This is a genomic window from Saccharopolyspora sp. NPDC002686 (genome assembly GCF_040295745.1).
In the GTDB taxonomy this organism is placed as follows: domain Bacteria; phylum Actinomycetota; class Actinomycetes; order Mycobacteriales; family Pseudonocardiaceae; genus Saccharopolyspora; species Saccharopolyspora oryzae.
In genome coordinates this window covers 1-1815 of sequence record NZ_JBEOVY010000626.1, presented here as the reverse complement: position 1 = coordinate 1815, position 1815 = coordinate 1, and the positions used below count along the sequence as shown (strand labels likewise).

2 protein-coding genes are annotated in these 1815 nt (G+C 63.6%); both read left to right on the top strand.

From position 1 onward, the window contains the following. Nucleotides 1-584 precede the first annotated feature (584 nt). Entirely contained in the window at nucleotides 585-1460 is an 876-nt protein-coding gene (locus ABTZ89_RS38405) for a helix-turn-helix domain-containing protein (RefSeq protein ID WP_351054352.1), read from the top strand. Further along, nucleotides 1457-1815 (top strand): DUF397 domain-containing protein (locus ABTZ89_RS38400; RefSeq protein ID WP_351054349.1); only part of this gene is annotated, 359 nt, incomplete at its 3' end. The genes ABTZ89_RS38405 and ABTZ89_RS38400, both read left to right, overlap by 4 nt.

The following is a 1815-nucleotide window of genomic DNA, read 5'->3' as shown; positions in this document are numbered from 1 at the left end:
CAGGATGCGAAGGGCGACCACGTCAAGGCCCTGCAGACCGCGCTGAACAAGCGCACCGACCGGCCTGCTCGGGCCTGGTGCCGGGTCGGGGGTTTCCGGCTTCGGCCCGAGGGTCAGAGGCGTTGGAGGGCTTGGAGAATCCGGCGTTGCACTTCCAGCGATGGGCCGGGGTCCGCGGGTGGTTCCGGGGCTGGCGGGTCTGGTTCGCGGAGGCGGTGGCGGCCGGTTCGTTCGCGTTGTCGTTGCTCCGCTTCGACTTCTGCGACCAGTTGCCAGACGGTGAGCGCGCCTTCGCCGGTTCCTGCGTGCTGCGGGCGGTACGAGCACCAGGTCGCGACGACGGCGATCACGACCGACGCGGGGACGGCAGCGAGATAAGGGAGAGCTGTGGGCCATCCCGGTCGGATACCCACCACCCGGCCGGGAATCCAGACTCGCGTGCCGCTCACCCTCCGCAGGAACCCAGTGGAACGGATGCATCGGCAAACCCGCCTTCCAGATCGTCTCCATTGATTCCGGGATCAATGGAATCACCGAAGATCTGGGGCTTCTACTCCCGAATCGGGTGATGTTGAAGTGCGAAAATGAAAGGTAATCTACGTTGCATGCCTGGAAACACTCGAACTCCCAAGGCTCGCGCCCTCGGCGCAGCACTTCGCGCTGCCCGCGAGGACCAGGGCCTCGGCTTGCGGCAACTGGCGAAGCAGATCGAGTGCCCACCCGGAACGCTCTCCCGATGGGAAACCGGTGACAGATGCCCAAAACCCGCTGACATAGCCAGGGTTCTGACGACACTTGGCGTGACCGGTGAGAAGTACGAGGAAATCCTCGCTATGACGGAGGGTGCGAACGACTCGCACTGGCTCGCGGTAAGCCTCCCCGAACAGCGTCAGCAGCTCAGCGCCCTGCTTGAACTCGAGCGGACAGCGACGGCGATCACGCACATCTCACCGCTCATGATCCCTGGCCTTCTGCAGAGCACCGCTTACGTTCGGGCCATCATGACCGCTGGAGGGGTATCGCATGAAGACATCGAAACGCGGATCGCAGTACGAGTCGGCAGGCGAGAAACCGTCACGCGCACTGAACAACCCGTTCACCTGAAAGCCGCGATCGGCGAAGCAGCTCTTCGACAGGTCATCGGCGGACCAGAAGTCATGCTGGGACAGCTGGACCATCTCCTGAATCTCGGCGATCTGGACAATATCGACGTACACGTCTTGCCGTTCACGAGTGGCTGGCACCCGGCGCTGGAAGGACTTTTCGTCCTGTTCGAATCCGACCACGCCCCAGCCGTGGTGCATCTGGAGGAGCGCAATACAGGACTGTTCCTGCACGAGCCAGGTGACATCGAGCTCTACCGCGACGCAGCTGCGGCGGTGTTCAAAGCAGCACTTGATCCGGCAAAGTCGAAGCGTTACGTCAACGAAATCCGCAAGGACTTGGAGGCAATGCAGTGACCTCAGTGAGCGGTTGGCGAAAGTCCAGCTACAGCCAAGGAACGGACACCTGCATCGAGGTCGGACGCGTATCGAACTGGCGAAAGTCCAGCCACAGCCAGAACGGGGACTCCTGCATCGAGGTCGGCTGCGTGGGCGGCTGGCAGAAGTCCAGCTACAGCCAGCCGAACGGCAACTGCGTTGAGGTTGGGGCGTTATCCGGCGGCGCCGCTGTTCGGGACACGAAGGATCGGGACGGCGGGTACTTCGTCACGACTCCATGCGTTCGCAGCTCCCGCCCGAGCCGGAGCCCGAAGCGGCCGCGACCTGGCGCCCTGCGCCGGACGACTACGACGACGAACCGCCGCAGACCTTC